The following is a 19,765-nucleotide window of genomic DNA, read 5'->3' as shown; positions in this document are numbered from 1 at the left end:
CAACTGCTACATAATACCGGATTTTTTACAAGGTTTACGTCAACTTTGTGATGAATATGGTGCACTCTTTATTATTAGTAATGACTAGAGTTCGTGTCTCCTTAGCTGGTGCACAATCTTATTATGGTGTGAAGTCAGCTCTTACAATATTAGGAAAAATCATTGGAGGCTGCATGTCTGTTGGTGCTTTTAGAGGTAAAAAATAATGCAATATATTGTACCAATAGGATCTGTGTACCAAGCTGGAACATTATCAGCCGGAATTGCCAGTTTGGATGAACGGAAAAAAGAAGGTAATGAGCAACGTTTAGCGCAATTGGCAGAAAAATTAGCATTAGGCTTAAAAAATTTAATCTATTTTTCTATAAGATGTTAGAACAAGTGATTTATCTGGCACCATCAGCTTTTGAGACAGCTTTCATGTCATTGACTCATAATGAGGAAGATATTGACTGCACTTTGCAAGCAACAGATATCGCATTTGCGAGTTTAATTGCTCAATAATTTCAGCATATAATAAACGCAAAAGCACAAGTTTTATCTTGTGCTTTTTTATCTTATGGGAGTTGGTTATTTACCAATAACCTCTAAACCATTCATGTAAGGGCGTAATACTTCTGGTACAGTAATAGAGCCATCAGCATTCTGGTAATTTTCGAGGATTGCAACTAAAGTACGGCCAACAGCTAATCCAGAACCATTTAAAGTATGCACTAAATGCGTCTTCTTATCGCCTTTAGCACGGTAACGAGCTTGCATACGGCGGGCTTGGAAGTCCCACATATTTGAGCAAGAAGAAATTTCACGATAAGTATTTTGAGCCGGAACCCATACTTCTAAATCATAAGTTTTAGCTGAGCCAAATCCCATATCCCCTGTACAAAGCAGAACTTTACGATATGGTAAATTTAAAAGTTGTAATACTTTTTCAGCTTGCCCTGTCAATTCTTCTAATGCATCCATTGATTTTTCTGGTTCAACAATTTGCACTAACTCCACTTTATCAAACTGGTGCATACGAATTAAACCTCTTGTATCACGACCATAAGATCCAGCTTCAGAACGGAAACAAGGCGTATGTGCGGTCATTTTTATTGGCAAATCTGATTCATCAATAATTTCATCACGCACTAAATTTGTGACCGGTACTTCCGCAGTAGGAATTAACGCATAAGGCTGTTCATTTTCCAATGGATCTGTATGGAATAAATCCGCACCAAACTTAGGTAATTGGCCTGTTCCATATAATGTTGCATGATTAACTAGATAAGGCACATAAGCTTCTGTATAGCCATGTTGTTCGGTGTGTAGATCTAACATAAATTGTGATAAAGCACGATGCATTCTTGCAATTTGCCCTTTCATTACAGCAAAGCGTGCGCCACTTAATTTAACGCCAGCTGCAAAATCTAACCCAGCTAATGTTTCACCCAATGTAACATGATCTTTAACTTCAAAATCAAATTCTCTTGGAGTTCCCCAGCGTAAAATCTCCTTATTTTCAGAATCATCTTTGCCTAAAGGCACTTCGTCGGCTGGAATATTTGGAATTGTTAACGCCAGCTGATTAATTTCAGCCAATACATTCGCCAACTCGTCTTTTGCTGTATCTAGCTCAGCGCCCATATTATCAACTTCAGTTAATAAGCTAGAAATATCCTCGCCCCTTGCTTTTGCTGCACCGATTGCTTTAGAACGAGTATTGCGCTCAGCTTGCAAAGTTTCAGTTTTAACTTGCAAAGTTTTGCGTTGTTCTTCTAGCTTTGAAAACTGCTCCACATCAAGAATAAAACCACGTCTTACTTTTAATTTTTCTGCAACTTCAGAGAGATTATTGCGTAATAAATTTGGATCAATCATTTTTCTACCTTTACTGAATTCAATATTAATTAAGAAATACTAGCTATTTTAGTGAATTGTGTTCTAGGTGTAAATCAATAAAACAATTTACCTTTTACTTACTAGCGAACATAAGGATTATGCTTTTTCTCTTGTGCTATAGTTGTATAACTGCCATGTCCAGCAATAATAATCATATCATCATTGAGTTTCCATAATTTATCTTGGATAGATTGAATTAAATCAGCATGATTACCACCGGGAAAATCTGTTCTACCAATACTATTTTGAAATAAAACATCTCCAGTAAAAGCAACTTTTTTACTATGTTCTATGAACCCAATATGGCCTGGAGTATGTCCTGGAAGATGTAACACCTCAAAACTCATCTCTCCAACATGAATGACCTCATTTTCATCGTTTAACCATCTATCAGGTTGAAATGCCTCTGTTTCAAAAAGTAAGCCAAATTTCTCAGATTGCTGTGGTAAACTTTTAAATAAAAAGTCATCTTTTTCGTTAGAACCCCAAATTTCCACATTGAAATATTGTTTTAGCTTTAAAGCTGCTCCGACATGATCAATATGCCCATGGGTAAGTAAAATTAATTTAAGATTGAGTGCTAATTCTTCTACACGTTTAATTAATTTTGCAGATTCTCCACCCGGATCAATAATCGCTGCATTTTTATTATCATCCCAAATAATAGAACAATTCTGCTGAAATGCTGTTACTGGTACTATTTCAATATTCATATCATCTCCTCATTTACACAAATAATAAAACCGCACTTTGAATAAAGTGCGGTTGAAAATATTAAACTTTTTATTTTTAACTTCCACGCCAAGTACGAACAGGACCTGTATCCACATGGATAAAATTACTACGAGGATAATAACCTACCCCACCATTATTCAAGTTTTCAGCTGCTTGGCGAAGCTTAGCTAATGAAACCCCATCAATGCGAAAATCAATAGCTTGACCACGAGTATGGTAACTATTACTCGCTACTCCACGTCCACTACGACGCATTGCAGAATTGCTTACGGGAGAGCGATATCCACAAATAATTTGAATTTCTGAATTTTTTAGACCTAAGTTACTCTGAATACGAGCAAACTTATGGAACAATCGAGGATCCATTTTATGAATTTGATTATTACGCTTATCGCGCATTAAATAGTCTATTTTTTTCAAGCTAGAGCTAGAAAATCCTCTGTTGACTAAAAACTCACCACGAAATGTATCGCCTGTATTAATATTTCTAAAAGACAAAATTCTAGGTTTTGAAGTCTTTGGTAATACCGCTAACACACTTTGAGGTAATAATGCACTACCGAGAATAATTCCCCCTAAAGATAACCATTTACGACGATTTTTATTAATTTCATTCATATTCTATTTCATTCTAAAATTTACAAACGCTTGCTTTCGACAGAAGGCGCAAAGATTAGTTCAAAAAGATTTTATCAAAACCTAATTTAAATACTGCTGTATTACATTCCAATTTATATAAGTTAAATTTGGAGTTTGATCATATCCATAAATATCTGGCAAAGTTTGCACCACACCATTTTCAACCCAAGCAGTTACATAATACAAATAAACGGGATTGTCGGAGCGAATATTCGCAGAAGTTGTTTTTTTGCTACTAAGCACTTTCTGTTTGCGCTCTTCTGTCCAGCCAGCTTCTTGCAATAAAATTGTAGCTAACTGATCTGACTTTTCAACTCGAACGCAACCTGAACTTAACGCTCTATTCTTCTTAGCAAATAATCCTCTACTTGGAGTATCATGCAAATAAATAGCATCGGAGCTAGGCATATTAAATTTATAGTTGCCCAATGCGCTATCTCCTGGAGCTTGACGAATTCTATAAGGAAATCTAGAACCAATACTGCTCCAATCAATCGAATGAGGATCTATGACCTGACCTGAGCTATCACTTATCGTATAGCCATTCCGTGCCACATAATCAGGATCACGTTTTATTTTAGGAACAATATCTTCATTAATTAAAAGGGTTGTAGGAGTCCAAGGGGGATTTACAACAACATTGCTTAATTTACTATACATTACCGGCGTTTTGCGAGCTTGTTTTCCAACAATCACTTTTGATGTTAAAACTAACTGACCATCTCTATAATAATGTAATTGATAGCTTGGAATATTAACAAAAATACCATTATTAAAATCAGGAATAGCTCTTAGACGCTGCGCATTAATAGCCAATTTATACAACGAAGACTTGCTTTCATTTCCACTTAAACGAGCTAAATAATCTAAAATCTGCTCATAAAGCGAATTATGTTGAGCTAATTCTTGAATGAAGTTTAGTGTGTCATTATTTTTTATTGATGATAACCAATTCTGGATATCCTGCTCAGCTGGAGCTTTCGCTTTATAACTATTAACAGAATAGAACCATCTTTGTGCAAATTCCTTAGCATTTTTAGAATAATAAACATAGTCTAAAAAAGCATCAGTTAATAACATATCATAGAGCAAACCACCTACCTGAGATTCTTTATAAATATCATCAAGTGACTCTGCTGCTCTCTTAGATACACCACTTGCAACCATAGCCGCATACTCGCGTAAAAATAACTTTTCAGCCTGTTTATTTTCCCAAAGGAGCAGATAATCATTCTCAGCATAAATACGAGCAATATGTGATTTAAATTGCAAGTTTTTATCTCCAAGTAAAGATTTCAGTTGCTCTTCTAACCTAAACTGATATTCATCTGATAGCTGTAACTCAAGTTTACCTAACTCATCTATTAGTTGGTTTTTTGTCAAGGTTATATTCTTCATATCTCCAGAAGAACTCACATTTTCTTGAGCATAAAGATTTGCGGTAAAGCCTAAGAGAAATGGTATTAATTGTATGAATTTAATCAATTTTACTTTCTGCATTTTAGTTCCTTAAATAACAAAAAAACGACCGCACTTTTATAAAGTGCGGAGTCTTTCACTTAACCTCATTAACTATTTTTTTTCCAACTCAATTACATCTAAGGCCATTTTTTGTGCCTCTTTGAGTGTAAAATCAGGGGCTTCATAATCTTTTGGTAAATCATCTAAATCTTTTAAGATTTTTTTACCTTCTCGCTTAAATCTAGCATTAAGATCTTTCAAACGTCTTTGATCATCCTTGTCATTTTCAGCTTTACGTTGTTCAAAATTCAAGGATAAAAATTTTCTCGCCCTTCTTTCATCACGAATTTTCAACTCCTCATTTAAAGCTATAAATTCAGGATCTTTTCCCATACGTTGGATATGTTTCTGATTTAACTTTTCAATATTAGAACGCGCATTAGCGACTTCAGAATAAAATGCAGATGGAATCTTATCCCAAGGCAAAGCATTATCTTCTTTCTCTTCCCCATACTCTTTTTCATCAATAGATGAAGGGAAAATAATATCTGGAGAAACACCTTTTAGCTGTGTGCTACCTCCATTAATTCGATAAAATTTTTGGATAGTGTACTGAATTAAACCTAGAGGCTCATCATTCAAATCATAAACAAAATTTAACGATCTACTTTGCTGGACAGTACCTTTTCCAAAAGTATTTTGACCAATGATAATCGCACGATTATAGTCCTGCATTGCAGCTGAAAAAATCTCTGATGCTGATGCGCTAAAGCGATTAATCATAACAAGTAACGGACCAGAATAAACTTGTTTTGAATCAGGATCATCATAAACACGAATACGCTGATGAGCATCACGGACTTGAACAACTGGTCCATCAGTAATAAATAAGCCAGTTAACTCAATGGCCTCAGGCAACGACCCGCCTCCATTTTGGCGCAAGTCAATGATCAATGCATCAGATTTTTTTGTAGAAACCTCAGATAATAATTTCCGAACATCTGCCGTTAATCCATTATAAAAACTAGGTATTTTAATGATAGCAATATTTTTACCTGACATTTTCTCAATCGTTAGTTTAGCCGCCTGATCTTCTAAACGAACTCTATCTCGAACTAATGTAATAATTCTAGTTTTTCCACCTTTTGCTGGTTCTATCTCTAAACGAACCCTTGTACCTTTCTTCCCTTTAATTTTGTCAACGACATCATCAATACGCCATCCTACAACATCTTCAATCTCTCCTGTTGCTTGTCCAACACCAACAATCTTATCGCCCGCTTTGAGTTTTTTGCTACGATATGCTGGCGCACCAGGAACAAGAGATTTGATCGTTGTTTCTCCATCTTCTGACTGCAAAGTTGCTCCAATCCCCTCCAAAGATAAATTCATACTTTCATTGAAACTCTTCGCAGTACGTGGCCCAAGATAGCTAGTATGGGGATCAATTTCCCGCGCAAAAGCATTTAAATAAGTCTGAAGAATATCATCTGACTTAGTTTTACTTAAATATTGGATGGCTAAATTATAACGTTGGGTCAGTTTGCTCTTGATTTCACTCCATTTTTTACCTTTTAATTTTAAATTGATTACATCATTTTTTACCCGATGTAACCATAAATTATCTAGCTCATTTTTATCTTTTGGCCAACTTGCCTTTTCTCGATCTATTTCAATTTGATCATTACCATTCAAATTAGGCTCTTTATCTAACAAAGATAATGCATAATGGTAGCGTTCATAACGGCGTTTCATCATCAAATCATAAATATCAAAGGCAATATCCAATGATCCAGCATTTAATTCATCATCAATTTTATCCGCATATTTTGCTCTCATCTCATCTATCTCTGATTGCAAAAAAGTATTACGGTTGAAATCCAAAGATTTCAAATAACGATCAAACACCTTACTCGAAGTTTCATCATTGAGCTCTACTTTTTGGTAATGAGATTGAATTAAACGTGCAGTCGCTCGTTTAGCCGCAAGACGATTCTCATCTGTAATTTGAGGAGTAACAATATCTGTTGCTTTTAATTTGGGAGTAACTGCAAAAGTTTGAGAAACGCCCCAAAAAACAATACCACAGATAATTTTATACAAATAATGCGCTTTGTTACTTAGTTTCATTGAATACTTTCCTAAAGCAATAGAATACTGAATTAATTCCAAGTTCTAACATCGAACTCAATCAGTAAAGTATTATAAAATTTATATAAATAGGCGATCTGCACTTAACGTTAAGGTAAGACCGTTATCTAATTCAACACGAGCTCCATCTTTAACAACGTCTAATACGACAGCTTTAGTTGCTTTATCGCCAACTTTAACTCTAACTACAGAACCTTTATCCAAACTATCAAGATCTACATTTACAAATTTAGATTTGATGTGCTGAGATTTAGTAACGTTTTTCTTAACAATATTACCCTCTTCTGTTTTCTTTTCGAATCGACGAACTGGACGCTTTTTATTTACTTTTGGATTATTCGCTTTTTCTGCAGCTCGTTTTTCAGCAAATTTCGCTTTTGCCTCAGCTAATTGAACCGCCGCATGATCAGCATGCTCTTGTTCTAAAACACCTGCAGGCTCACCATTTAAATCAACACGTACAGCACCCGCACGGCAGCCATGTAAATAGCGCCAGTTAGACGTATATTGACGTAATGCTTGACGCAATTGCGTTTTACTTACTTTCTCATCATTTTCTAATGCAACAGCTAAATCCTGAAATAAACCAATTTTTAATGGTTTTGCCTCACCTTCTAATGAAAAACATAGAGGGAACTTTTCTGCTAAATATGCAATGATTTCTTTGTTATTTGTTAATTTTTGAACTTCAGTCATGTTGAATATTCCTGCCTTAAATGACTTTTTAGATAGAAAAACTTGCGCCATTTTAGCCTAAATCAAAAAAAAATAAACAATTAATAATCAAAGCAAATGAAACTCCCCAGAAAACAACCGCACTTTTCCCCTTACTTATAAATGTAAAATAGTATTTCCGCTATAAATTGGGTTAGAATAGTGCCTTTATTTAACCCTTCAATAAGACAACATGCAGAAAAAAACGGATCTATCAAAAGCTCAATATTGCCTAATCAGTTGCACTGACTGCAATGCATTAGTTTCTGTTGGCTTATTAGAAAAAAATCAATCTGCAAATTGTCCTCGTTGCCACAAAGTATTACAAAGTACTACTGGTTGGAGCTTGAAACGTTGTGCAATCATTGCGTTGGCAATTCTGATTTTGATGCCATTTGCTTTGGGCTACCCATTATTAACTATTGATTTACTGGGTACGCCGATCAATGCATCAGTTTGGCAAGGCGTTTGGAAAATGGCAACACAAGGTTATCCTTACACTGCATTTATGATCTTTTTATGTGCCGTGTTTATGCCTATCAGTTTTGCCTTGCTCATTATTTTACTTCGCTTATCACAGCGCTTAAAAATCAAGCCTCGTAATTTACTATTGACCTTAAACTACCTAAAACCTTGGGTTATGTTTGATGTTTATTTGGTGGCTTTAGGAGTAACCATGTTTAAAGTACGAGAATACGCTAGCTTGCATATTGATAGTTATTTAATTGCTTTTATTTTTACCGCACTTTTAACCACATTGCTGTTCATAAAAGTTAATCCTACTGAATTATGGAATAATTTTTATCCTCAAGAAAAACCGCTACAACAAAAAAATCATTCTATTGCCGTATGTAAATATTGTGAATATACCTTCAGCCATAGCAATGCGGATAAAAAACAACGTCCTATTTGTCCCCGCTGTTCATTGCGTCTTGATTTAGCTAATGAAGTTTATTTACAAAGAACTTGGGCAACTTTATTGGCAGGTATTGTGATGATTATTCCAGCTAATCTGCTTCCTATGTCCATCGTATATGTTAATGGTGTAGCAACAGAAGATACGCTAATGTCAGGAGTATTGACCTTTATTGATTTAGGCAGTTACTTTGTGGCATTCATTGTGTTTATGGCTAGTATTTTTGTCCCTATTAGTAAAATTTTAATTATGTGTTATCTTTTGTTCTCCGTTCATTTTAGATGGCAACATTCTATTCATCTACAAATGCGCCTACTTCATTTTGTGCATTTCGTTGGACGCTGGTCAATGCTCGATTTATTCGTGCTTGCACTTATGATGTCATTAGTCACAAGAGGGCAAATTATTGATTTTTCAGTTGGTCCTGCTGCTTTTTATTTTGGGGCAACCGTGTTTTTAACCATGATTTCCACTTCACAATTTGATAGCCGTTTACTTTGGAATATTTATGACAAACAAAAAATTAGATAATCAACCAGAAACTTTAGAACAAGAATTGAAAGCTAAAATTAAACAGACCAAGCGTATATCGCCTTTTTGGTTGCTACCTTTTATCGCCCTATGTATTTGCACAATTTTATTCTTTCAAATCGTCAAGGAACAAGGCGAAACCATAAAGATTACTTTTACCAATGGAGATGGCCTAGTTGCTGGTAAAACTCAAATTCGCTATCAAGGATTACAAATAGGCGTAGTGAAAAAAGTCAATTTTACAGGTGACTTAAAAAAAGTTGAGGTATCAGCGAATATTTATCCAGAAGCTAAAAGAGTCCTTAAAGAAAATACAAAATTTTGGTTGGTCAGACCAAGTGCTTCTTTAGCAGGTATTTCTGGAATTGATGCCTTAGTTTCAGGTAATTACATCACCTTGCAACCTGGCGATGGCGATACAGAAAATGAATTTATTGCCGAAACGGAAGGTTCACTAACACAAGTTAACGAAGGCGATTTATTAATTCATTTATTAGCAGATGATCTCGGTTCGCTGTCGAGTGGCGCATCAGTTTATTTCAAAAAAATTCCTGTTGGGCAAATTGCCGATTACCGTTTCAGCAAAGATCAGAAAAAAGTGGAAGTGGATGTCATTATCAATAAAGCCTATGCTCACTTTGTTAAAAAAGACAGTCATTTCTGGAATATTAGTGGCATTAATGCCAATGTAAGTTTATCAGGCATCAATATTAAAGCTGACAGTTTAAATGCTATTGTTCAAGGTGCAGTTGCCTTCGACTCACCAACAGAAAGCCCTATTGCTGAAAGTAATACCCAATATACTTTATATGCCAATATTCAAGCGGCTAAAAGAGGCATTGAAATCAAAGTCATTGTGCCTAATGTGGCAGGATTAAATGCAGGTCAAACGAAAGTTTATTCGCAAGATGTACAAATCGGTGTGTTATCCGAATTAAGTGCGGTCGAAAATAACGAAGAAATTTTACAGGGTAAATTATTAGTTGATCCCAATATGAAATATCTTTTTAAAACAGGATCAACTCTAGTATTACGCAACAAAAAACTCTCTCTTGGCGATTTAACTGATGTGAAAAAAGTTTTACGTGGAGAATATATTGAGGTTATTGCTGGCACAGGTGAATCACAAACAGAATTTGATGTAATTAAAGAAAATGAACTTTTGCTCAAGCAACCTAATACTTTAGTCATAAATCTGACCTCGCCTGAGACTTATGGGATTACAGAGGGGCAACCGCTCTATTACAACCACCAAAACATTGGCAAAATCGTTAAAATTCATGCAGAAACTGAAAAGGTTAATTTTCAAGTAGCCATTGCTGAGCCATACCGTCAATTTATTCATCAAGATACTCTATTTGTTGCTGCCAGTAATTTTGACATTAATTTAGATTTCAATGGCTTAAGAATGGAAGCCGCTAACCCAGAAAAATGGCTACAAGGTGGAATTAGAGTTATTCCAGGCGAGAAAAAACAAGGTAGTGCAAAAAAAGAATATCCTTTATATAAAGATCTGAGTAGCGCTGAAATGGGCATCACGGAAAATGTACTAAACCCAAGCATTACTTTAACAAGCAAAAACTTACCGAGTATTAGCAAAGGCTCGCTCGTTCTCTATCGTCAATATGAAGTAGGCAAAATTTTAGATATTCGTCCAACTTCAAAGACCTTTGAGGTAGATGTATTTGTTTATCCTAAATATCAGCATTTACTGACCGAAAAAAGTATATTCTGGGTAGAAAGTGCAGCGCAAATTGATATAACACCGAAAGGGATTAGTATCCAAGCAACGCCATTTGGGCGTACATTGAAAGGTGCAATTAGCTTTGATAATTCTGGAGTTGGTAAAAATAAAACCCTTTATGACAATGAGCTTAGAGCAAAATCTGCAGGGCAAGTTCTTACCTTTACCGCTGAGGATGCCACAAATTTAAACAAAGGTATGGCATTACGCTATATGGGGCTACACATTGGCGAAATAGAGCAAATTAGCCTTACCAAAGAAAATAAGATAAAAGCGACCGCACTTATCCAATCCAATTACATGAATATGATTGCAAAAGAAGGAAGTCAATTCCGTATTATTTCCCCGCAAATCTCAGCGGGTGGTATTGAGAATATTGATAGCCTTCTGCAACCTTATATTGATGTAGAAATTGGCAAAGGCGCAACTAAAACAAACTTTAATTTACAATCATCTGTGCCACCAACAAACAAATATGGTAATGGTTTCCCAATTATTCTTGAAACCAATGATGCTACCAATATTAGTACAGGATCTCCTGTAATGTATCGTGGCGTAGAAGTAGGTACGATTTCTAAGCTAGAGCTTAATCAATTAGGAGATCGTGTTTTAGTGCATTTACTCATTGCCAAAAAATACCAACACTTTGTCCGCCAAAATACAGAGTTTTGGGTATCTTCTGGCTACGGTATGGAACTTGGTTTTAGCGGATTATCCATAAACACTGGTACTGTACAGCAATTACTAAAAGGCGGTATTTCATTCTCAACGCCATCAGGTAAAGTCGTTCAACCACAAGCTAAAGCAAACCAACGTTTCTTATTACAAGAAAAACGCCCAAAATCAGCAGAAAATTGGAATTTGGGTATAGTAGAAGAATAGAAATAAATAGAGCATTCAAATATGACTAAGAAATCTTTAATGACAAACAATTTAGCAACCGCCAATTCACCAAAAGCTAGTGACCCAATGACTTGCTGGAATAAACTGGCTAAACAATGGAAAGATATTTTTTTGTACGAATTAGCAATTACCTTAGAGGAGTTTCAACAACAACCACAGGAGTACTTAGATCGTTTAACTCAATTAACAGAACTTGACGTTCAAGAGAATCGAATCCGAAGTATTTTAGCCTTAAGGAATTTAATACAACTAGAAAGCCTTTGCCTTGATGATAATAAAATCAAAAATATTTCAGCCTTAAGGAATTTGACGAAGTTAAAATACCTTTATATTCGGACTAATAAAATCCAAGATATTTCGCCCTTGGAGAATTTAACCCAGTTAATATATCTTGTCCTTTTTGAGAGATATTTCAGCTCTAGAGCATTTAACTCAGTTAACATCGCTGGAGCTTGGCATTAATCAAATTCACGATATTTCTGCCTTAGGGAATTTAAAGCACTTAAAGCACCTTGAGCTTGATTGCAACCAAATTCAAGATATTTCCCCCTTAGGGAATTTAACTCAGTTAATATCGCTTGGCCTTTTTGGCAACCAACTCCAAGATATTTCTGCATTAAGCAATTTAAAGCAGTTAAAGAGCCTCAATCTTAGTCGCAACCAACTCCAAGATATTTCAAGCCTAGGGGAACTAACTCAGTTGACACATCTTGATCTTGACAACAATAACATTCAAGATTTTTCAGCGTTGGCGAAGTTAACTCAGTTAGACAGGCTTGACCTTAGCTCTAACAACATTCAAGACCTTTCAATCTTAAAGAAGTTAACTAACTTAGAGTGGCTTGCTCTTAGCTCTAACAACATTCAAGCTCTTTCTGGCTTAGAGAAATTAACTAAATTAAGAACTCTCTATCTTCCTGGTAATCAAATCCAAGATATTTCATCATTAAGTAGTTTAACTAGCTTGGAAAGTATTTCACTTAGCAATAACAAAATTCAAGATATTTCATCGTTAAGTAGTTTAACTAGCTTGGAAAGTATTTCACTTGCTAATAATAACATTCAAGATATCTCATCGTTAAGTCATTTAGCTAGCTTGGAAGTTATTTCACTTAGCAATAACAAAATTCAAGATATTTCAGCTTTAAGCAAGCTAACCCAGTTGACTTGGATTAATCTTGAAGGTAACCCAATCCAAGATATTTCGCCTTTAACTAAATTAAAGAATTTGGAAAGGTTAAACCTGAACAACAATCCCCTTTCTCCCATTACTCAGCAGGACATTGACTGGCTACAATCTAAGCTCCCTAATTGCGATATTTTTTTTTTATAATGTGTAATGGACAAATAGTTGCAAAAAACCAGCTTAAAGCCTTATAGCAAAAGGCTTTAAGCCACCTTTTCTGAAATATGGAGAAAAAATGAAAAACTCATATGTTCACCGCTCTTTTTTGAATACTAGGAAATAATTAAAATCTTATCTTATACATTTTAAAATCATACCAAACCAGCCATGATCTTACTTTCAAAAAAATCATAATCTACTAAAAAAGCATCATGACCATAATCAGAAGGGAACTCGTAATAATCTAAATTCACTCCACTTTGTTCCAACAAGGCTTTGCTTTTATGTAAATCCGTTAATTTAAATAGTTGGTCAGTGGTTACGGCAACTAAGGTATAGCGTGCTTTTATACGGCTCAATGCAGACTTGATATCATCATAGGTAAAAGCAGGATCATATAAATCTAGCGCTCGTAATAGATGTAAATAACTATTTGCATCAAAGCGCTCTAAAAATTTTTTCCCTTGATAAGTGAGATAAGATTCTACTTGGAAATAATCCCCCCAATACTGAGGCTCACCTTTTGTTGCTCGCCCAAAGGCTTTGGCAAGCTGAATATCAGTGCGATAAGTGAGCATTCCTAACATTCTAGCAATAGATAACCCTTCTCTTGGCGGTTCGGCATCATAATAATCGCCATGATTAAAATTAGGGTCATTAATTATTGCTTGACGCATGACATGATTAAAGCCAATTGCCTCCGCACTTAGATAAAGAGATGAACAAAGATTGACGACTCTATGCACACAATCAGGATAATCAATTGCCCATTGTGTTGCTTGCATGCCACCAAATGATCCACCAATCACTGCATAAAGTTGTTCTATACCTAGCTTGTTAAGTAATTCTCGCTGAACCTTCACGATATCCTGCACAATAATATTGGGAAACTGGCTACCGTAAGGTTTATTGGTTTCAGGGTTAATTGAGGATGGGCCTGTTGTACCTTTACAACCACCTAGTACATTAGAACAAATAAAAAAATACTTGCTTGTATCAAGTGCTAATCCTTCTCCCATAAAGCTTTGCCACCAACCATTTTTAGATTGTTCGACAAAATAAGGCTCCGCATCGCCAGTCAAAGCGTGACAAATTAAAATAACATTCGTCTTGTTTTCATTTAAGGTTCCATAGGTTTGATAAGCCACTTCAATGTGATTTAATTGCCCACCTTGAACTAAATACAATGGTTCATCTGTGAAAAGCGTTAAAGTCTGTACAGCCATGAGTTTTCTCAAAAATTCCAGCGAAAAGCACCGCTCTTTTATAAATCGAATGGGGATAAACTACCGATACTCAGTTTCATTGTCAAGGAATATTTAGCCGTCTAAACATCTAGACGTTTTATTGAAAATTTACTTGTATTTAGCCTTTTTTTTCATTATTTTGTACCTTCCTCAACTGGTTATACATAAAAGCATGCGTACTAATTTAAAGAATTTACCTATCACACAATGGATTATGAAACTTCTCAAGCTCCTACTCCATTATGGTTTAGCTTTTATGATCTTTGCTTTTGTATTCTTAGTTTTAGTTGATCGTGGTGTGGCATGGTATGTACAAGATCGAGTTTATGACAATATCAATGATCTCCCTTATCGCCCTTATGGTGTTGTATTAGGAACCTCAAAATACTTTAGTAAAAATAACTTAAATCTTTATTACTACAATCGATTACTTGCTAGCGCAGAAATGTTTAAAGAAAAGAAAATTGATTATTTGCTTCTAAGCGGAGATAACAGAACAGTTCAATACAATGAACCTATGACTATGTTTAAAGATCTGCGTAAAATGAATATTCCTGAAGAATTTATGTATATGGACTTTGCTGGCTTTAGAACTTTAGACTCTGTTATTCGCGCTGATAAAGTTTTTAAAGCACAACCAATGACAATTATTAGCCAACAATTCCATTGTGAACGAGCACTATTTATTGCCAAATTTTACAATATTGATGCAATCTGTTTTGCCGCCGAACATCCATCAAATTATTTTTTAGTACGTTTCCGTGAGTTATTTGCTCGAGTAAAAGCTGTTTTAGATGTCTTATTAGAAAAAGAGCCTTATTTTTTAGGAAAGCCAGAACCATTGCCTACGCCAGTACAAACACAGATGTAATTTAATCATAATGATGATATACCACTTTACGTTGAATACTATTGGTATCACTACCTAACTGGCGATCTTCTAATTCATTTAAAGATAAATTAATAAGTGTTTGCACAATTTTTTGATAGTCCTGCACCATACAAACGACTGGGTTACTTAAGATCTCCAACATTTCATGATGACCAAAAGTCGCAATCACTAAAGATTTAGGAATTTCGCCCAATTTATCTAATAACGCTTGAAAAAATCCTTGCAATAAAGTCAATGAAGTACAAAAAATAGCTTCTGGCACCTCATTATTTTCTAGCCATTTTTCCACCGCACTTTTAGCCACCGCTTTATTAAATTGTGCAACATACAAATAATCAACGGCAATATTGTTATGTGAGGAAAAGGCTTTATGAAAACCTCTCTCACGAGCTTGGCTAACAGGTAAAGATACTAATGCACTTAGGAATAAAACCTTGGAGTAAGATTGTTTCTTAAATAAATTATCGGCTAAACATTGCGCATCATTTTCATCATCGCCCAATACATTTGTTACATGTTTTCCATTCAAATAACGATCAAATCCCAAAATAGGTATCTGTGCATATTCATTGTAAAAAACAGTATCAGCAGGCAAAGCACTAGATACAAGCAAAGCATCAACTTGACGTTGAATTAAATGTTTCGCACATTGCAATTCAATATCCTGGTTATCATTAGTACAAGTAATTAATAACTGATAACCTCTCTCTCTAAATTTACTTTCTAATAAATTAGCAATTTTGCATAACTCGCTCGTATTTTCAAGATCTGGAATAATCAAGCCAATACTGTACGTCTTCCCAGCACGCAATCCTGCCGCCATAATATTAGGCTTAAAATCATATTGCTTAATAACAGATTTTACTTTCTCAATTGTGCGATCACTCACCCGATATTTTTTTGCTTTACCGTTGATCACATAACTAACAGTCGTTCTAGAAACCCCTGCTAACTTTGCAATTTCATCTAACTTCATACCAATCTCCCACAACAAAATGCCGAAAATTATAGACCGCACTTTTACTTACTCAAAGAGTAAAGTTAAATTATTTGATCTAGTTCACATAATCTAAAAAAAATAATAACTCCATCTTTATTTTTTTTTTGGAGCGTATATTCTAAAATCCCAATTAACACATCATTAGGAGAAAATTATGAGTTGGCATTGGAGTAACTGGCTTGTACTAGCTGGATATTTTCTATTTATTGTTGGTATAGGCGTTTATTTTTCTAATAAAAATAAATCTACGCAAGATTATTTTACTGCAAGTGGACGCATTCCATCTTGGGTGAATGCTTGCAGTATATATGCAACAGCATTATCGTCTTTGTCTTTTATCGCAATCCCTGCTTCTGTCTTCCATAATGGTGCTATTCTAGGTATGGCGCCTTTAGGGATTATTTTAATGGTAATTTGGGCAGCTTATGTTTTTGTTCCATTTTTCCGTAAAATACAAGTGACAACCGCTTATGAATATTTAGGAAAGCGTTTTGATCATAATTTTAGATGGATTGGTAGTATCTCTTTTATCATATTCCATCTTATTAGAATGGCAGTTGTGTTATATCTTCCAACTTTAGCCCTAAAAGAAGCTCTTCCAGAAATAAATCCAACCTTACTATTAGTTATTGTCGCATTTTTATGTGTTGTTTATACCTCTATGGGTGGGATTGAAGCTGTTGTTTGGTCAGATGCAATGCAAACCATCGTTCTACTATTCGGAGCATTATTAATTATTCTAATTGGATATTTTTCTGTGCCTGGTGGCATATTCCACGGCTTTGATATTTTAGTGGAAAATCATAAGGCACTTCCTGAAAATGCTTGGGAAATCTCATTAAGTGGAATGACGCTTTTTGGCATATTGATTGGTGGTTTCCTAAATTCAATTTATTCTTATGTTGGTTCTCAAGATATTGTTCAACGATACAATACAACCAAAAATGAAAAAGAAGCGAAGAAAAGCTTATTAATTAATATTCCATTATTATGTATGAGTATTTTCATTTTCTGTGGAATGGGAACCGCACTATATTTATTCTTCAACGGAAGTGCAAGCCTTCCAGAAAATATAAATGGTAATGCCATATTACCTTATTTTGTGGTGAATTATGTACCAAGTGGGCTTTCAGGAGTTATTCTTGCTGCCATATTTGCTGCGGCACAATCAACCGTATCATCAAGTTTGAATTCTTTATCGACATGTGTAACTTCTGACATTATTTCACCGTTGAAAAAACAGATTACTGATAAAGAAAAACTTAAAATCGCTAAATTTACCAGTTGGATAGCGGGCATCTTAAGTACACTTTTAGCAGTACAATTTTTAAATGCTGGACAAGGAGATATGTTCTTATATTTCCAAGCTATTACAGGATTATTAGGTGGCCCAATCGCTGGACTTTTCCTTATTGGAATCTTCTTTAAGAAAGTAGATCATAGAGCTGCTTGGGTTGGATTTATTATTTCAGTAATTTTAGCGGTTTATTTAGGAAATCCTGCATCAATTTTATCAAAATTAATTCCAGGATATGAAAAACCTCAAGTGTTTGAAATTCTTATCTCAGGCGTGATTATCTCTAGCTGCGTTTTTTCAGCTTGGATTGCTTCATTTATATTTGGTGCTCCTAAACAAGAAAAAACAGATAACTTAACTTACTTTACTATTAAACAATAGAAAATAATGTTGAATATGGGGAATAAAATGGAACTAAACATAGTTAATGTAGAAGCAGTTGATATTTTAATTGTTGGAAGTGGTATTGCAGGGTTAATTGCCACAGACCAAGCATTAAAAGCAGGTAATAAAGTCTGTTTATCTACAACAGGAAAACTTTGTGGTGGTGCAAGTTTTTTCCCCATAAAAGCAACATTAGGGATACAAGTTACAGCTAAGGATATTTCTGATAAAGAGAAATATAAAGAGGATATTTCTAATATGGGAAATCATATGGATAATCCTGAACTTATAGAAGCCTATATTAATGAAATAAGAGAAAATATTTTTCTTTTAAAAAATATAGGTTTCAAACCTTGGCTACGAAAAGATAATCGCCCTGCTTGCTTTGCTAAATACCCTAGAGAAATTTATTTAATTAACAATTGGAAGGAAGCTAAAAAGCAATGCCAAGAAAATTTGGAAAAATATGAAAATTTAACGCTTTTAGAAAATAGTGCATTAATAAGAATAATAAAAGATAAAGATAGCGTTATTGGGGCAATTCTAAAAAAACAAGATGAATATGTATTTATTAAAACGAAAGCAATTATTCTAGCCACGGGAGGGATTGCGGGAAATTATAAACATAGTTTATATCCAAATACAATTACAGGAACAGGACATATCATAGCTTTAGATGCTGGTGCGAAAGCTCAAAATATGGAGTTTATCCAATTCATACCTGCATTTTTAGAACCTAAATATAATATTTTATTTGGTGAACATACCTTAAAATATTGCTCTGGAATGTATGATCTCAATAATAAATTGTTACTACCAGGAATAGACGATAATAATTGGAATAAACTTTGGTTAGAAAGAAGTGCTTATGCACCATTTAGTTTTGATTTTGAAAGTCATAAAATTGATTTACATATAAATTCCTGTGGCACAAAGTTAAAATTCAACAAAGAACTTTATGAAAATGAAGAAGAATTTTATAAGGTATATTTAAATTGGCTTAAAGATGATATTGGCATTGATCTTCTAAAAGACGAAATTGTTATCACTCATTTTGCACATAGTTGCAATGGTGGAATAAAAATAGACACAAATGGATATACTGGTATACTGGGATTATATGCGGTAGGAGAATTATCATCTGCTATAGAGGGTGCAAATAGATTAGGTGGAAATTCTGTTGGTGGAGCATTGGTTTTTGGTAAAAAAGCAGTAGAACATATTCAGCAATACTTTAAAGATTTAACCAATAAACAAGAATTTAATGATAAACAACTCTTATCCGAATTTCATGCTTGGATTCAAGGTTTATTAAAGAGTGATGGGCAGAATAGATTATCCAGCGCAGCTTTAATTGAAGAACTAAAGAAAATTGCAAATAACACAATGGGCATTGAAAGAGAAAAAACAAAACTTGAGCAAGCTTTAAAAGATATTGAAATCTTAAAAAATAATTACAGCATAGAAGAAAATATTTATGAAAGAGGGTTAGAAGTTTATTTAAGAATGGAAACAATGAAATTACTATTATTAAGTATGCTAGCTAGAAATGAAAGTAGAGGTGCTCACTATAGAAAAGATTCCCCTTATACATCAGATGAGATTTATAAAGTCATTCTCACAAGAAAAGATGATATTACAATGGTGAAAAAAGAATATTTATAAATGAATTGGGCCCTATCCCAAATTCTGTGTAAACACCCATTTCAACTTAACGGTGCTCGTCTAAGCGAGCACCAAAATCAATCATAAATCGATTCATCGCCAGTTTCCAGTTTTGAATCGGCATTGTCCATTTTTTTGAGGCATCTTTCATCGCAAGCCAAATTACTTTGAACACCGAATCATCCGTTGGAAACACATTGCGTTTCTTAATTACACGACGAATCACACTATTAAGCGATTCCACTGCATTCGTCGTATAT

At 34.5% G+C, this 19,765-nt stretch carries 16 protein-coding genes and 1 pseudogene; 8 read left to right on the top strand and 9 right to left on the bottom strand.

Going from position 1 to position 19,765, the window contains the following annotated elements:
- Positions 1 to 504, top strand: a pseudogene (locus tag B0186_RS08280) (PLP-dependent aminotransferase family protein); the annotation flags it as partial.
- Positions 505 to 570: 66 nt separating this feature from the next.
- On the opposite strand, the gene serS reads toward B0186_RS08280, so the two are convergent.
- The 6 genes from serS to proQ all read right to left on the bottom strand — a co-directional run bounded on the left by serS (position 571) and on the right by proQ (position 7,563).
- Positions 571 to 1,860 carry a serine--tRNA ligase gene (gene serS / locus B0186_RS08275; protein WP_078218891.1) on the bottom strand — a complete coding sequence of 430 codons (1,290 nt, stop codon included), beginning with the start codon at positions 1,858 to 1,860 and terminating at the stop codon, positions 571 to 573.
- Between the two features lie 101 nt (positions 1,861 to 1,961).
- Positions 1,962 to 2,594, bottom strand: coding sequence for an MBL fold metallo-hydrolase (locus tag B0186_RS08270; protein ID WP_078218890.1), 633 nt, complete (start codon positions 2,592 to 2,594; stop codon positions 1,962 to 1,964).
- A gap of 76 nt (positions 2,595 to 2,670) precedes the next feature.
- Positions 2,671 to 3,234: a YcbK family protein gene (locus B0186_RS08265; protein WP_078218889.1), complete on the bottom strand. Its 564-nt coding sequence runs from the start codon at positions 3,232 to 3,234 to the stop codon at positions 2,671 to 2,673.
- Positions 3,235 to 3,315: 81 nt separating this feature from the next.
- Positions 3,316 to 4,755 carry a L,D-transpeptidase family protein gene (locus B0186_RS08260; protein WP_078218888.1) on the bottom strand — a complete coding sequence of 480 codons (1,440 nt, stop codon included), beginning with the start codon at positions 4,753 to 4,755 and terminating at the stop codon, positions 3,316 to 3,318.
- 72 nt (positions 4,756 to 4,827) lie between these two features.
- On the bottom strand, positions 4,828 to 6,846 hold the full coding sequence (prc, locus tag B0186_RS08255; protein WP_078218887.1) for a carboxy terminal-processing peptidase: 2,019 nt from the start codon (positions 6,844 to 6,846) through the stop codon (positions 4,828 to 4,830).
- 81 nt (positions 6,847 to 6,927) lie between these two features.
- Complete coding sequence (gene proQ / locus B0186_RS08250) at positions 6,928 to 7,563, bottom strand: RNA chaperone ProQ (RefSeq protein ID WP_078218886.1); 636 nt, start codon at positions 7,561 to 7,563, stop codon at positions 6,928 to 6,930.
- A 211-nt stretch (positions 7,564 to 7,774) separates the two neighbouring features.
- On the opposite strand from proQ, the gene B0186_RS08245 reads away from it, so the two are divergent.
- Genes B0186_RS08245 through B0186_RS08230 form a run of 4 tightly spaced genes read left to right on the top strand, consistent with a single transcriptional unit; the run spans position 7,775 to position 13,008 of the window.
- On the top strand, positions 7,775 to 9,028 hold the full coding sequence (locus B0186_RS08245) for a paraquat-inducible protein A (protein ID WP_078218885.1): 1,254 nt from the start codon (positions 7,775 to 7,777) through the stop codon (positions 9,026 to 9,028).
- The gene (locus B0186_RS08240) at positions 9,006 to 11,654 is read left to right on the top strand and encodes a PqiB family protein (protein ID WP_078218884.1); all 2,649 of its coding nucleotides are present in this window, start codon (positions 9,006 to 9,008) and stop codon (positions 11,652 to 11,654) included. The genes B0186_RS08245 and B0186_RS08240 overlap by 23 nt, the downstream gene beginning before the upstream one ends.
- A gap of 21 nt (positions 11,655 to 11,675) precedes the next feature.
- Complete coding sequence (locus tag B0186_RS08235) at positions 11,676 to 12,137, top strand: leucine-rich repeat domain-containing protein (RefSeq protein ID WP_078218883.1); 462 nt, start codon at positions 11,676 to 11,678, stop codon at positions 12,135 to 12,137.
- On the top strand, positions 12,076 to 13,008 hold the full coding sequence (locus tag B0186_RS08230; RefSeq protein ID WP_143411947.1) for a leucine-rich repeat domain-containing protein: 933 nt from the start codon (positions 12,076 to 12,078) through the stop codon (positions 13,006 to 13,008). The genes B0186_RS08235 and B0186_RS08230 overlap by 62 nt, the downstream gene beginning before the upstream one ends.
- Positions 13,009 to 13,172: 164 nt before the next feature.
- Here the strand turns inward: B0186_RS08230 and metX are convergent, their stop codons facing one another.
- Positions 13,173 to 14,246 (bottom strand): homoserine O-acetyltransferase MetX, encoded by a 1,074-nt coding sequence (gene metX / locus B0186_RS08225; protein ID WP_078218881.1) that lies wholly within the window; start codon positions 14,244 to 14,246, stop codon positions 13,173 to 13,175.
- A gap of 235 nt (positions 14,247 to 14,481) precedes the next feature.
- Here metX and B0186_RS08220 point away from each other — a divergent pair, with 235 nt between their 5' ends.
- Positions 14,482 to 15,138: a SanA/YdcF family protein gene (locus B0186_RS08220; protein WP_115073610.1), complete on the top strand. Its 657-nt coding sequence runs from the start codon at positions 14,482 to 14,484 to the stop codon at positions 15,136 to 15,138.
- Position 15,139: 1 nt separating this feature from the next.
- Here the strand turns inward: B0186_RS08220 and cra are convergent, their stop codons facing one another.
- On the bottom strand, positions 15,140 to 16,135 hold the full coding sequence (gene cra, locus B0186_RS08215; RefSeq protein ID WP_078218879.1) for a catabolite repressor/activator: 996 nt from the start codon (positions 16,133 to 16,135) through the stop codon (positions 15,140 to 15,142).
- Between the two features lie 178 nt (positions 16,136 to 16,313).
- Between cra and B0186_RS08210 the strand changes: the two genes are divergently transcribed.
- Positions 16,314 to 17,837 (top strand): sodium:solute symporter family protein, encoded by a 1,524-nt coding sequence (locus tag B0186_RS08210; RefSeq protein ID WP_078218878.1) that lies wholly within the window; start codon positions 16,314 to 16,316, stop codon positions 17,835 to 17,837.
- 27 nt (positions 17,838 to 17,864) lie between these two features.
- Complete coding sequence (locus tag B0186_RS08205) at positions 17,865 to 19,505, top strand: FAD-binding protein (protein WP_078218877.1); 1,641 nt, start codon at positions 17,865 to 17,867, stop codon at positions 19,503 to 19,505.
- Positions 19,506 to 19,551: 46 nt separating this feature from the next.
- Here the strand turns inward: B0186_RS08205 and B0186_RS08200 are convergent.
- Positions 19,552 to 19,765, bottom strand: a 214-nt coding sequence (locus B0186_RS08200) for a transposase (protein ID WP_143411945.1), incomplete at its 5' end; no start/stop codon positions are given.

Origin of the sequence: Canicola haemoglobinophilus (assembly GCF_002015075.1) — a bacterium.
GTDB classification, from domain to species: domain Bacteria; phylum Pseudomonadota; class Gammaproteobacteria; order Enterobacterales; family Pasteurellaceae; genus Canicola; species Canicola haemoglobinophilus.
Note: the sequence above shows the minus strand (reverse complement) of the source record. Positions and strands in the feature narration are given on the sequence as shown.